This is a genomic window from Enterobacter cloacae complex sp. P27C, assembly GCF_014895705.1.
GTDB classification, from domain to species: Bacteria; Pseudomonadota; Gammaproteobacteria; order Enterobacterales; family Enterobacteriaceae; genus Enterobacter; species Enterobacter bugandensis.
In genome coordinates, this window is record NZ_JADBQB010000003.1 from 449,208 (window position 1) to 461,562 (window position 12,355).

At 58.2% G+C, this 12,355-nt stretch carries 12 protein-coding genes; 7 read left to right on the top strand and 5 right to left on the bottom strand.

Going from position 1 to position 12,355, the window contains the following annotated elements; all coding sequences use genetic code 11:
- Positions 1-14: 14 nt before the first annotated feature.
- A complete protein-coding gene (locus IM291_RS08305) occupies positions 15-587 on the bottom strand; it encodes a DedA family protein (RefSeq protein WP_028013848.1) in 573 nt (190 codons plus the stop codon).
- Positions 588-744: 157 nt separating this feature from the next.
- On the opposite strand from IM291_RS08305, the gene IM291_RS08310 reads away from it, so the two are divergent.
- On the top strand, positions 745-1,332 hold the full coding sequence (locus tag IM291_RS08310; RefSeq protein ID WP_028013847.1) for a Yip1 family protein: 588 nt from the start codon (positions 745-747) through the stop codon (positions 1,330-1,332).
- A gap of 167 nt (positions 1,333-1,499) precedes the next feature.
- A complete protein-coding gene (gene pbpG / locus IM291_RS08315; protein ID WP_028013846.1) occupies positions 1,500-2,423 on the top strand; it encodes a D-alanyl-D-alanine endopeptidase in 924 nt (307 codons plus the stop codon).
- A 96-nt stretch (positions 2,424-2,519) separates the two neighbouring features.
- Here pbpG and IM291_RS08320 read toward each other — a convergent pair whose 3' ends face one another.
- Positions 2,520-3,074, bottom strand: coding sequence for a GNAT family N-acetyltransferase (locus IM291_RS08320; RefSeq protein WP_028013845.1), 555 nt, complete (start codon positions 3,072-3,074; stop codon positions 2,520-2,522).
- Between the two features lie 112 nt (positions 3,075-3,186).
- On the bottom strand, positions 3,187-4,935 hold the full coding sequence (gene dld / locus IM291_RS08325) for a D-lactate dehydrogenase (RefSeq protein WP_192986593.1): 1,749 nt from the start codon (positions 4,933-4,935) through the stop codon (positions 3,187-3,189).
- A gap of 189 nt (positions 4,936-5,124) precedes the next feature.
- Between dld and bglX the strand changes: the two genes are divergently transcribed.
- The 5 genes from bglX to IM291_RS08350 all read left to right on the top strand — a co-directional run bounded on the left by bglX (position 5,125) and on the right by IM291_RS08350 (position 11,320).
- A complete protein-coding gene (gene bglX, locus IM291_RS08330) occupies positions 5,125-7,422 on the top strand; it encodes a beta-glucosidase BglX (protein WP_041909044.1) in 2,298 nt (765 codons plus the stop codon).
- Positions 7,423-7,568: 146 nt separating this feature from the next.
- Complete coding sequence (locus tag IM291_RS08335; protein WP_041909045.1) at positions 7,569-8,486, top strand: ABC transporter substrate-binding protein; 918 nt, start codon at positions 7,569-7,571, stop codon at positions 8,484-8,486.
- Positions 8,487-8,498: 12 nt separating this feature from the next.
- Positions 8,499-9,656, top strand: a complete 1,158-nt coding sequence (locus tag IM291_RS08340; RefSeq protein WP_192986594.1) for an ABC transporter permease — start codon at positions 8,499-8,501, stop codon at positions 9,654-9,656.
- Complete coding sequence (locus tag IM291_RS08345) at positions 9,649-10,599, top strand: ABC transporter ATP-binding protein (protein WP_192986596.1); 951 nt, start codon at positions 9,649-9,651, stop codon at positions 10,597-10,599. The genes IM291_RS08340 and IM291_RS08345 overlap by 8 nt, the downstream gene beginning before the upstream one ends.
- Positions 10,583-11,320, top strand: coding sequence for an ABC transporter permease (locus tag IM291_RS08350; RefSeq protein WP_048957519.1), 738 nt, complete (start codon positions 10,583-10,585; stop codon positions 11,318-11,320). The genes IM291_RS08345 and IM291_RS08350 overlap by 17 nt, the downstream gene beginning before the upstream one ends.
- Here IM291_RS08350 and IM291_RS08355 read toward each other — a convergent pair.
- Both IM291_RS08355 and mlrA read right to left on the bottom strand, forming a co-directional pair.
- A complete protein-coding gene (locus IM291_RS08355) occupies positions 11,295-11,408 on the bottom strand; it encodes a protein YohO (RefSeq protein WP_008500895.1) in 114 nt (37 codons plus the stop codon). The genes IM291_RS08350 and IM291_RS08355 overlap by 26 nt on opposite strands.
- A gap of 69 nt (positions 11,409-11,477) precedes the next feature.
- Entirely contained in the window at positions 11,478-12,218 is a 741-nt protein-coding gene (gene mlrA, locus IM291_RS08360; protein WP_028013838.1) for an HTH-type transcriptional regulator MlrA, read from the bottom strand.
- Positions 12,219-12,355 lie beyond the last annotated feature (137 nt).

Below are 12,355 nucleotides of genomic sequence, written 5' to 3' on the forward strand. Positions count from 1 at the left end.
GGCACCAGGCTGACTCACTCCTCATCCCGCTTCTTCTCTCTGTGCCGCATCCACAGCCTGACCCCAATCACCGCCACAACCACCAGAATCAACCACGCCCAGTGCTTCAGGTGTTGGTCAAGGTTATGCAGCCACGGGCCAATCACTTCGCCACCCACGTAACCAAGCGTCGTGAAGATCAGCGCCCAGGCTATCGCGCCAACAATATTCAGCGGCAGGAAAATTTTTGGCGGCAGGCGGCTGGCACCAATCAGTATCGGCCCGATAATCCTGAAGCCGTACATAAAGCGGGTGCCTATGACGAACAGATAAGGGTGACGCTGGATCAGGCGCTGCGCGCGGTTGATTTTCTTTTTGTGTTTAACGAAACGCTTGAGCAGCGTCGGGCCAAAGCGCAGCCCCAGGAAGTAGAGCAGCTGATCGCCAATCATGCCGCCCAGCGCGACCGCAGCGACGACCAGCGGAAACTTTAGTAAGCCCTGATGCGCGGCGACGCCGCCCAGCAGCGTGATGGTTTCACCTTCCGCCACGCTACCGATGACCAGCGCGGCATATCCATATTGTTCAATGAGTGCGTTAATATCCATTACGTAACGGTTATCTCCCTCTGCGTACCTCGTTTAATCATATACCTCATGAATCAACCGCGCGGCAATCAACGGAAATTTCCCACTGTACATAAAATAATCTAAAGCCTGCATTATACTTAAGGTATCGCTGACGGGCCGACAACAAGGGGGCGCTATGAACCATGTCTGGGGACTTTTCTCCCATCCCGATCGTGAAATGCATGTCATCAAAAGTGAGAACGAAACGGTCTCGCATCATTACACCCACCATGTGCTGCTGATGGCCGCGGTGCCGGTAATATGCGCGTTTATTGGCACAACACAAATCGGCTGGAACTTCGGTGACGGTACCGTGGTTCAGCTCTCCTGGTTTACCGGGCTTTATCTGGCCATTCTCTTTTATGGCCTGATGCTGGCAGGGGTGGCGGTCATGGGGCGCGTCATTCACTGGATGGCGCGTAACTACCCACAGCGCCCATCGCTGGCACACTGTATGGTCTTCGCCGGATACGTCGCGACCCCGCTGTTCTTAAGCGGTATTGTTGCGCTCTATCCACTGGTCTGGCTGTGCGCGCTGATCGGTACTGTTGCGCTCTTTTACACCGGTTATCTGCTGTATCTGGGCGTTCCAACCTTCCTGAATATCAATAAAGAAGAGGGCCTGAGCTTCTCCGGTTCCACGCTTGCCATCGGGGTGCTGGTACTGGAGGTGTTACTGGCACTGACGGTTATTCTCTGGGGTTATGGATACCGTCTCTTCTAAGCTCACTGCATTGCTGGCGTAAATGCCAGCAATGCAGCATCTGTTCACGATTATCCGCTGGCGACAAAGCACGGTGACCGCTATGATGCCGAAGCCAGCCTGTGTTTATCCGTCGACACAGGCGGTGTACGTCATTACGTGCGTGAATAATTATCAGAAGTCTCACCATGCTGAAATTTCGTGTCTCCTTACTTAGCCTGGCGCTGCTGCTGGGCGCGTCCGCTGCCGTGCCAGCTGTCGCCAAAACGCCCGCGGTGACCACCGCTGCTGCCCAGCCGCAAATTGCGTCCGGCAGCGCGATGATTGTTGATCTCAACACCAATAAGGTGATTTACGCCAGCCACCCGGACCTGGTGCGCCCGATCGCCTCAATAACCAAATTAATGACCGCGATGGTGGTGCTTGATGCTCGCCTGCCGCTGGACGAAAAGCTGAAAGTGGATATCAGCCACACGCCGGAGATGAAAGGGATCTACTCTCGCGTGCGCCTTAACAGTGAAATCAGCCGTAAAAATATGTTGCTGCTGGCGCTGATGTCGTCTGAAAACCGTGCGGCGGCAAGTCTGGCGCACCACTATCCTGGCGGTTACGATGCCTTTATCCGCGCGATGAACGCCAAAGCCAAAGCGCTGGGGATGAGCAATACTCATTTTGTTGAACCGACGGGTCTGTCGATTAACAACGTCTCCACGGCCCGCGATCTGACTAAACTGCTGATTGCCAGCAAGCAGTACCCGCTGCTCGGCCAGCTCAGCACCACGCGTGAGGACATGGCGACATTCTCGAATCCGTCTTACACGCTGCCGTTTCGCAACACGAACCATCTGGTGTACCGCGAGAACTGGAATATTCAGTTAACCAAAACCGGGTTTACCAATGCGGCAGGCCACTGCCTGGTGATGCGCACCGTGTTTAACGGTAAGCCGGTGGCGCTGGTGGTGATGGATGCCTTCGGGAAATATACCCACTTTGCGGATGCGAGCCGCCTGCGGACCTGGATTGAGACCGGGAAAGTGCAGCCCGTTCCGGCTGCAGCATTGACCTATAAAAAGCAGAAAGCGGAGCAGATGGCGACGGCGCAAAACGATTAGGTAAAAGCAAAACGGTAACATGCGTTACCGTTTTTTATGTTTTCTCCCTCTCCCTGTGGGAGAGGGCCGGGGTGAGGGCACCAGACCGCACTGCGTTTATTCCGGCAGCGTCCAGTCACCGTCGTTGAGCGGGCGCTGCATTATCACCGTATCCCGCCAGTCGCCTTTCTTATACCCCACGCTGCGAAGCTGACCGACAATCTCAAAGCCGTGTTTTTTATGCAGCCGTAACGAGCCGGAATTATTATTACCATCTCCCACAACGGCAATCATCTGCCGCCACGGGCCCTGCTCGCAGCGCGCGATCAGCGCGTTCATTAATGCGGTGCCAAAACCGCGTCCGGTGATGCTGGCATCCACGTAAATCGACTCTTCCAGGGTATAGCGATAGGCCTGACGCGGTCGGTAAGGGGTGGCGTAACAATAGCCCACCACGATGCCGCGATAGAGCGCGATGAGCCACGGTAAACCGTTCTCGGCCACGCTTTTCATGCGCTGACGCATTTCGTCGATGGTGGGGGGGACTTCTTCGAATGACGCGCGTCCGTGAAGCACATGCCAGGCATAGATGGCGGCGATGGCATGCACATCATCGGGAAGGGCGTCGCGCACTTCCAGTTCGGTTTCGGATAAAACATCAACAGCCGACATGATGCGCCTGCTCCTCGTTATAGAATGCCGGAGAAACATTTCTCCGGCGACAGACCGCTACTCTATTACGATTAAGGCGCGCGAAACAATCTCTCAAATTTGGCTGTAGGGTTTAATCAGACGCTTGCGTTATGCGCTGCTCCGCGTCTGCACTCTCTTTCCAGTATTTCTTCCGCGTTGTTTTCCCGATTCCGGGGTTCATGCTGTTTGTAGGGTCATTCTCGCGATAAAACTGCTTAAGGGCGTCAGGGGCTTTATAAAGATGCCCGACGTTGTGTTCCGCAGGATATTGTGCGCCACGCTCGCGCAGCAGGGCGAGCATCTGCTCCTTCAGTTCATGAGCATCTACCCCTTTTTTGACGATATAATCCTGATGGAAGACGTAGCACATAAAGTGGCCGTAATAGAGCTTATGCACCAGCTTGCTGTCGATTTCCGGCGGTAGATGCTCAAACCATTCGGTGTCGTTGCGTCGCAGGGCGATATCCAGCGCCAGAATATCTTCCACCTCTTCGGAATGCACCGCCTGGTAACGGATAGCGGCACCCGCCGCGGCGAAGCGGTGCAGGAAGGCTTTGCTGCCTTCTTCCGGCGTGCAGGCAAAGAAATCACCCTCAGCCGTCCTGAAGAACTCGGTCAGCCAGCTCTGCGCTTCGGCGATCCCGTCCCCGGCCATTTTCAGCAGCAGGTGATGTTCGTACTTATCACGCCAGGTTTTCATTCGCTCCGGCAGATGTGCAGGGAAAACGTTGCCCAGCTTCTGCATAAAGCGGTCGGTAAAGTGGGGCTTGAACAGCGGCACTTTCTCCAGCATCGCGTCGGTGCGGCCCTTCATGGTGAAGAAGAACGGCATTTTGTCGGTGCCAAGCTTATCGATCATCAGGAAGGTGTCTTTCCCGTAGCGCTCCGCGATGTCGTAAATATCCCGATGCATGTACTCGCCCGCCACCGGCAGGTGGGTGAATTCGCCCAGAATATGGCGACGAATTTCAGTCAGGACCTCAGGCTGATTGGTGCCGATATAAAATACCTGCTGCGTTTTCTCTGCCGGGAAGGTGTCGAGACGCACCGCAAAAACCGCCAGCTTGCCCGCGCAGCCGGACGATTCAAACAGGCGATCCGGGTCGGCGTTGTAGCGCGCCGGGGTATCGGCCTCGATATCGCGCACGCGGGTGATGTAATCATGGTCGTGCGCGTGGCGACCATCGTGCTGCACGTCTTCGTCCCTCACGCGGTCGTCGTCGAGCTTGCTGAGGATCTGTTCCGGCGTCGCGCCCAGATCGATGCCCAGGTGGTTCACCAGCGTCAGCTTGCCGTTTTCATCAATGCGGGCAAAAAGTGACATTTCGGTATAGGCCGGGCCGCGCTGCACCAGCGAGCCGCCGGAGTTATTGCAGATCCCACCGACCACCGAGGCGCCAATGCAGGAGGAGCCGATCACCGAGTGCGGCTCGCGGCCCAGCGGCTTAAGCGCTTTTTCCAGCGAGTAGAGCGTGGTGCCCGGGAACGCGAGCACCTGCTCGCCTTTGTCCAGCAGGTGCAGCTTGTCGAGGCGCAGGGTGCTGATAATCACGATATCGCGATCGTAATCGTTGCCGTTCGGCGTGGAACCTTCGGTCAGGCCGGTGTTGGCCGCCTGCATTAAAATAATTTTGTCCGCCGCAACGCAGGCGCTCAGCACGCGCCACAGCTCCAGCAGCGTGCCGGGGAAGACCACCGCCAGCGCGTCGCCCTGGCCGGAGCGGAAACCCTTACGGTAGCGGGCGGTTTTGGCCGGGTCGGTAAGCAGGTGAGAGGAGCCAACCAGGCGCGACAGTTCGTTAATAAATGTTTTGTTATCGTCAGTTCGAACAGAAGTCATCTTCCACTCCTTGTGGTGGGGCAAATTTCTCGCTGTAAAGCATAGCGCGATTAACTGTTCAGCGGTCGAGTATTCACGAGAAAAATCAGAGAATAACCCTGCAACGTTCAGAGGGTTTATGGCACACTGCGCTTTTCGCACGGTCTGGCCGGGTGCTTCCCACGGTTATTGATGAGAGAGAATAACAACATGAAATGGCTATGTTCTGTAGGTGTCGCCGTCAGCCTGGCGCTGCAACCTGCGCTGGCAGAGGATTTGTTTGGTAATCACCCGCTCACGCCTGAAGCCCGCGACGCGTTTGTCACGGAGTTGCTTAAGAAGATGACGGTCGATGAAAAAATCGGCCAGCTGCGTCTGATCAGCGTTGGCCCGGATAACCCGAAAGAGGCCATCCGCGAGATGATTAAAGAGAACCAGGTGGGCGCGATTTTTAACACCGTCACCCGCCAGGATATCCGCGCCATGCAGGATCAGGTGATGCAGCTCAGCCGCCTGAAAATCCCGCTGTTCTTCGCCTATGACGTGGTGCACGGCCAACGCACCGTCTTCCCGATCAGCCTCGGCTTAGCCTCCTCGTTTAACCTCGACGCGGTGAAAACCGTCGGGCGCGTGTCGGCCTATGAAGCGGCGGACGACGGCCTGAACATGACCTGGGCACCGATGGTGGACGTCTCGCGCGATCCGCGCTGGGGCCGCGCCTCGGAAGGCTTCGGTGAAGACACCTATTTAACGGCCACGATGGGCAAAACCATGGTGGAAGCGATGCAGGGCAAGAGCCCGGCGGACCGCTACTCGGTGATGACCAGCGTTAAACACTTCGCGGCCTACGGTGCCGTGGAAGGCGGTAAAGAGTACAACACCGTCGACATGAGCCCACAGCGCCTGTTTAACGACTACATGCCGCCGTACAAGGCAGGGCTGGATGCGGGCAGCGGCGCGGTGATGGTGGCGCTGAACTCGCTGAACGGCACGCCTGCGACTTCCGATTCCTGGCTGCTGAAAGACGTGCTGCGCGACCAGTGGGGCTTTAAGGGCATCACCGTTTCCGACCACGGCGCGATTAAAGAGCTGATCAAGCACGGCACGGCGTCCGATCCGGAAGACGCGGTGCGCGTGGCGCTCAAGTCCGGCATCAACATGAGCATGAGCGACGAGTACTACAGCAAATACCTGCCGGGGCTGGTGAAGAGCGGCAAGGTAACGATGGCGGAGCTGGACGATGCCGCGCGCCACGTGCTGAACGTGAAATATGACATGGGGCTGTTTAACGATCCGTACAGCCACCTGGGGCCGAAAGATTCTGACCCGGCGGATACCAACGCCGAAAGCCGCCTGCATCGCAAAGAAGCGCGTGAAGTGGCGCGCGAAAGCCTGGTGCTGCTGAAGAACCGCCTCGACACGCTGCCGCTGAAAAAATCCGGCACTATTGCTGTGGTCGGCCCGCTGGCTGACAGCAAGCGCGACGTGATGGGGAGCTGGTCTGCCGCGGGCGTGGCCGATCAGTCCGTTACCGTCCTGACCGGCATCAAGAGCGCCGTCGGTGAAAACGCCAAAGTGGTGTACGCCAAAGGGGCGAACGTCACCGACGATAAAGACATCGTCACCTTCCTCAACCAGTACGAGGAAGCGGTGAAGGTCGATCCACGCACGCCGAAGGAGATGATCGACGAAGCGGTCAACGCGGCGAAGCAGTCTGACGTCGTTGTCGCGGTCGTGGGGGAAGCGCAGGGTATGGCGCACGAAGCTTCCAGCCGTACCGACATCACCATCCCGCAGAGCCAGCGCGATTTGATCGCCGCCCTGAAAGCGACCGGCAAGCCGCTGGTGCTGGTGCTGATGAACGGTCGTCCGCTGGCGCTGGTGAAAGAGGACCAGCAGGCTGACGCCATTCTGGAAACCTGGTTCGCCGGCACCGAAGGCGGTAACGCCATCGCCGACGTATTGTTTGGCGATTACAACCCGTCGGGCAAGCTGCCGATGTCCTTCCCGCGCTCCGTCGGGCAGATCCCGGTTTACTATAGCCACCTGAATACCGGCCGCCCGTACAACGCCGACAAGCCGAACAAATACACATCTCGTTACTTTGACGAAGCTAACGGCCCGCTCTACCCGTTTGGTTATGGCCTGAGCTACACCACCTTCAAGGTCTCTGAGGTGAAAATGTCGGCGCCGAGCCTGAAGCGTGACGGCAAGGTCACCGCCAGCGTCGAGGTGACCAACACCGGCAAGCGTGAAGGGGCAACGGTGATTCAGATGTACGTGCAGGATGTCACCGCCTCGATGAGCCGTCCTGTGAAGCAGCTGCGCGGCTTTGAGAAGGTCAATCTCAAGCCTGGCGAAACCAAAACCATCAGCTTCCCGATTGACGTGGATGCGCTCAAGTTCTGGAACCAGCAGATGAAATATGATGCGGAACCGGGCAAGTTTAACGTCTTTATCGGGGTGGATTCCGCCCGCGTAAATAAAGGCGAGTTCGAGCTGCTGTAACCTTTCCCTCCTTTGCATCCCCCGTTCATCGGGGGATGCGTCTTACCTTATGCTAAAAAGGCATTTTGCCGGGTAAATCCGCCGTTTTAAGCTACGCTTTTCTCTCAAGCCTCTGAAAAAGGCAGCAAAAAAATGAGGATAGCGGAATGACGATTAAATCGGGGATGGTAGTTTCTGCGGCGCTACTCGCGGCGCTAAGCCTGCCGTTACAGGCGGCGGAGCCGGTAAAAGTGGGCTCAAAGATCGATACCGAGGGCGCGCTGCTCGGGAATATTATTCTTCAGGTGCTGGAAAGCCACGGCGTGAAAACCGTCAATAAAGTTCAGCTGGGCACCACGCCCGTCGTGCGCGGCGCGATTACCTCCGGCGAGCTGGATATCTATCCTGAATATACCGGCAACGGCGCGTTCTTCTTTAAAGAAGAGAACGATCCAGCATGGAAAAACGCCAAAGCTGGCTATGAAAAAGTCAAAAAACTCGACGCGGAACAGAACAAGCTGGTCTGGCTGACCCCGGCCCCGGCCAACAATACCTGGACTATCGCCGTGCGTAAGGACGTGGCGGAGAAAGGGAAGCTCACCTCGCTTGCGGATCTCAGCCGCTACCTGAAAGAGAAGGGCGACTTCAAGCTCGCGGCGTCCGCGGAGTTTATCGAGCGTCCCGACGCGCTCCCTGCATTCGAAAAAGCGTACGACTTCAAGCTCGACCAGGCGCAACTGCTCTCGCTGGCGGGCGGAGATACGGCGGTAACCATTAAGGCGGCGGCACAGCAAACCTCCGGCGTTAACGCGGCGATGGCCTACGGCACCGACGGCCCGGTCGCGGCGCTGGGCCTGCAAACCCTGACCGATCCAAAAGGCGTTCAGCCGATTTACGCTCCTACCCCGGTTGTGCGTGAGGCGGTGCTGAAAGCCTACCCGGATATTGCTGAATGGCTCAAACCGGTCTTCGAAAAGCTGGATGAAAAAACGCTGCAACAGCTGAATGCCAGCATTGCCGTCGAGGGACTGGATGCCAAAAAAGTGGCCGCCGACTTCCTGAAACAACAAGGGCTTGTGAAGTAACGGGAAAGGGCTGTGCCAATAAAATGTCATAACCGCGTACTGCTGCTGTTGGCCTGCGTGGCCATCGCGGCGGTTGCGTTACCGTTTGTGAACGTCGCGCCTAACCGCCTGATGTCAGGGGAAGGGCGTGCTCTCTGGGACGTATGGTCGTTCACGCCGTGGTGGCTGGCGGCTGCGCTGGCCGCGTGGGTTGCACTGTCGCTCTGGCAAGGGCGAACGGCGCAGTGGCTGACGCTGCTGCTCTCGGAAGGTCTCTTTATCGCGCTGTTCTGGAGCGCGGGGCTGGCGGCAACGCATATGGCCTCGGCGGAAAGTCCGCTGGCGAGAACCACGCCAGGCAGCGGCCTGTGGCTCTGGCTGGCTTTGTGTTTACTGGCCAGCAGCGATGCGATTCGTCGTCTCATCGCCAGTTCTGTCTGGCGCTGGGTGCTTAATGCGCAGATATGGTCTATTCCGCTGCTGTTATTGTTCAGTGGTGAACTGAACAACCTCTCGCTGTTAAAAGAGTACGCCAACCGTCAGGAGGTGTTTGATGATGCCCTGGCGCAACATCTGACGATCCTTTTCGGCACGCTGATCCCGGCGCTGCTGATCGGGATACCGCTCGGCATGTGGTGTTATCGTCATCCCTCACGTCAGGGTAGCATCTTTGCCGTGCTCAACGTCATCCAGACCATTCCCTCCGTTGCGCTGTTTGGCCTGCTGATTGCCCCCCTGGCCGGGCTGGTGAAGTCGTTTCCCGCGCTGGGCGCGGTGGGTATCGCCGGAACGGGGTTAACGCCTGCGCTGATTGCGCTGGTGCTGTATGCGCTGCTCCCGCTGGTGCGCGGCGTGGTCGCCGGCTTAAGCCAGGTTGCGCCGGATGTGCTGGAAAGCGCCCATGCGATGGGGATGAGCGCGCGACAGTGTTTCTGGAAGATTCAGCTCCCGCTGGCGCTGCCCCTGCTGCTGCGCAGCCTGCGTGTGGTGGCAGTTCAGACCGTTGGCATGGCGGTGATTGCCGCGCTGATTGGAGCGGGCGGCTTTGGCGCGCTGGTGTTCCAGGGGCTGCTGAGCAGCGCCCTCGATCTGGTGTTGTTAGGCGTAGTCCCTACCATTGCGCTGGCGGTTGTCGTCGACGCCCTGTTTGCCTTATGGCTCGCGCTGCTCAGGAGAAGAGCCAATGATTGAATTTCATGATGTGAGTAAAACCTTTGCAGGCCGCCCGGCGGCAAGCCATCTGAATCTGAACTTTGCCGAGGGGGCATTTTCCGTGCTGATTGGCACTTCGGGCTCGGGAAAATCCACCACGCTGAAGATGATCAACCGGCTGGTGGAGCATGACAGCGGGTTAATTCGCTTTGCCGGGGAAGAGATCCGCAGCCTGCCGGTGCTGGAGCTGCGCCGCCGAATGGGCTATGCCATTCAGTCTATCGGCCTGTTTCCGCACTGGACGGTGGCACAGAACATCGCCACCGTGCTGCAGCTGGAGAAATGGTCGCGGGCTAAAATCGCTGACCGCGTTGATGAATTGATGTCTCTGCTGGGGCTGGAGCCCGCGTTGCGCGACCGCTATCCTCACCAGCTCTCCGGTGGACAACAGCAGCGCGTGGGCGTGGCGCGCGCGCTGGCGGCTAACCCGCAGGTGCTGCTGATGGATGAACCCTTTGGCGCGCTGGATCCCGTTACGCGCGGGGCGCTGCAAACGGAGATGACCCGCATTCACCGCATTCTTGGTCGAACCATCGTCCTCGTGACGCACGATATAGATGAAGCCCTGCGCCTGGCCGACCATCTGGTGCTGATGGACCACGGCGAGGTGGTGCAGCAGGGCGCGCCGCTTGCGCTGCTGACCAGCCCGAAGAATGACTTTGTGCGCGAATTTTTTGGCCGCAGCGAGCTGGGCGTCAGGCTGCTCTCCCTGCGGACGGTCGGAGACTATATGCGCAGGGAGAATACACCGCCCGGCGGGGAACCGCTACAGGAGCAGATGAGCCTGCGGGATGCCCTCTCCGCGTTTGTCGCGCGCCGGTGCGAAGTCCTGCCCGTGGCGGATGTCCGGGGTGCGCCGTGCGGCAGCCTGCATTTTCGCGATCTGCTGGCCGGGGAGGTGACGCGTGAAGGCACTGCGTGATCCGCTCCTCTGGCTGGTAGCGCTCTTTGTCGCCTTACTGTTTCTGATGCCTCACAGCGCGGCGCTGTTTAACACTCTTTTTCCGGGGCTACCGCGGCCGGTGTATCAGCAGGAGAGCTTTATTAACCTTGCTCTGGCGCATCTCTGGCTGGTGGCGCTCTCAAGCGTCATCGCGGTGGTGCTGGGAGTAGGGGCGGGCATCGCGGTCACGCGACCTGCGGGCCGGGAGTTTCGTCCGCTGGTGGAGACGGTTGCGGCCATTGGACAGACGTTTCCGCCGGTGGCGGTGCTGGCGATAGCGGTGCCGGTGATGGGTTTTGGTCAGCAGCCCGCGATTATTGCGCTGATTCTGTACGGCGTGTTGCCCGTTCTGCAGGGTACTCTGGCGGGCGTTGCGGCGGTCCCGGCGTCTGTTTTAAGCGTGGCGGAAGGGATGGGGATGAGCCGCTGGCAGCGGCTGCGCAAGGTAGAACTGCCGCTTGCGGCACCGGTTATTATTGCCGGGATCCGCACGTCGGTGATCATTAACATCGGGACGGCGACCATTGCGTCTACGGTCGGTGCCAATACGCTGGGAACGCCGATCATCATCGGCTTAAGCGGGTTTAATACGGCTTATATTGTGCAGGGGGCGGTGCTGGTCGCGCTGGCGGCCATCGTTGTCGATCGCCTTTTTGAGCGGCTGGCGCTGTACCTCAGCCGACACCGCCACGAACGATAAACGAGTATCCTGCAAGCATCACCCCGCCGATACCGCTTACGGCCATCAGGACAAAAAGGGTAATAATGGCGAGTTTAGTTGCCTTCATCATGTGCTCCTGTTGTTAACGGAACAATTATACGGTGAAGCGCAGCTGTTAATGAACCATTAAATGCCGTTATGGCTCATCCGGGCCAAGGGAATAAACCGGATAACCATGCTCACGCCACTCCGTCAGCAGCTGTTGCTGCGTGGCGGACGGCACTTCGCCACACCAGACCAGCAGGGTCTGGCCGTCGAAAAACTCGGGTTTGAGCTGCCCCAGCGAGTGCGCAAGGACATCCACGCGCCAGCCCTTTTGGGTGGCGATCCACGCTTCCAGCCACAGACGGGTGGTATCGTGCACGTTCCAGCCGACCACCAGCGCATCTTTTCCTGCCTTGTTCTTCGCCGAGGCAAGACAGACGGCGATATAGTTGATCAGCACCCCGTCAAGCATGCTGAGCAGCGCCTGCAGGGTAGACTGTTGGCACTGCAGGCGCCGACGGAGCGGAATGAAAAGATGGGTGATAAGCGTTTTCGCCGGATAATCGCGACCCTGCTCTTTGATCCAGGCGCGCAGTCGCTGCAGGTTACCCGCCTGCAGGAGCCGCAGCAGCGTTTCCTGCTGCTCGCGCCAGAGGCGTTGCGTGTCCGGGTCGTCGTGGCTCAGCAGGGACTTCACTTTCCCGACCTGCACCCCGTTGTCGATCCAGCTTTTGATTTCGCGGATCCGGTCGATATCGGCATCGTTGAAAAGGCGATGACCACCGTCCGTCCTCTGTGGTTTGAGCAATCCATACCGTCGCTGCCACGCCCGTAGGGTAACGGGATTGATATCACAAAGGAGTGCCACTTCACCGATTGTGTAAAGCGCCATATTTGCCCCCTGGCTTACGCGTCCCCAGCTTAACTGTAGACCCACTTTGCCGAACCAGGAAGAATTGATTAATTTTTAAACAGATTATGCGAACCATGCACGATGTGCAGAAAAAGATGTGATAACGGACACGATTT

Coding starts and splice junctions, on each gene's coding strand:
- IM291_RS08320 (WP_028013845.1), bottom strand. CDS start 3,074: ATGTCGGCTGTTGATGTTTTATCCGAAACCGAACTGGAAGTGCGCGAC.
- bglX (WP_041909044.1), top strand. CDS start 5,125: ATGAAATGGCTATGTTCTGTAGGTGTCGCCGTCAGCCTGGCGCTGCAA.
- IM291_RS08305 (WP_028013848.1), bottom strand. CDS start 587: ATGGATATTAACGCACTCATTGAACAATATGGATATGCCGCGCTGGTC.
- IM291_RS08310 (WP_028013847.1), top strand. CDS start 745: ATGAACCATGTCTGGGGACTTTTCTCCCATCCCGATCGTGAAATGCAT.
- IM291_RS08335 (WP_041909045.1), top strand. CDS start 7,569: ATGACGATTAAATCGGGGATGGTAGTTTCTGCGGCGCTACTCGCGGCG.
- IM291_RS08345 (WP_192986596.1), top strand. CDS start 9,649: ATGATTGAATTTCATGATGTGAGTAAAACCTTTGCAGGCCGCCCGGCG.
- mlrA (WP_028013838.1), bottom strand. CDS start 12,218: ATGGCGCTTTACACAATCGGTGAAGTGGCACTCCTTTGTGATATCAAT.
- dld (WP_192986593.1), bottom strand. CDS start 4,935: ATGACTTCTGTTCGAACTGACGATAACAAAACATTTATTAACGAACTG.
- IM291_RS08355 (WP_008500895.1), bottom strand. CDS start 11,408: ATGAAGGCAACTAAACTCGCCATTATTACCCTTTTTGTCCTGATGGCC.
- pbpG (WP_028013846.1), top strand. CDS start 1,500: ATGCTGAAATTTCGTGTCTCCTTACTTAGCCTGGCGCTGCTGCTGGGC.